This is a genomic window from Cohnella sp. GbtcB17, assembly GCF_019091135.1.
Lineage (GTDB): Bacteria > Bacillota > Bacilli > Paenibacillales > Paenibacillaceae > Cohnella.
On record NZ_JAGXJW010000564.1, the window covers coordinates 1 to 229 of the forward strand.

At 59.8% G+C, this 229-nt stretch carries 1 protein-coding gene; it reads right to left on the bottom strand.

Features of this window, described 5'->3' with window-relative positions:
• The coding region (locus KVT38_RS34450) for a YhgE/Pip domain-containing protein (protein ID WP_368859205.1) at positions 1–229 on the bottom strand (229 nt) is incomplete at both ends.

Consider the following 229-nt stretch of genomic DNA (forward strand, 5'->3'; position numbering starts at 1 on the left):
CTTCGCAGTGAAATCCGCCGGCACGACAAACGCCAGCGGATACCGGTGTGCGGCGATTCCGTCCATCGCGTCCTTTTCGTCCGTGAACACCCATTTGAATTCCGCGTTTTTTTTCAGCTCGTCGTCCAGATCGCTGCCCACCGTCAGCGTTTGCCCGTTTAACGATGCGCCTCGATCCTCATTGTCGACCGCGACCGGCATCCGGTCCAGCTTGCCGTACGGGTCCCAG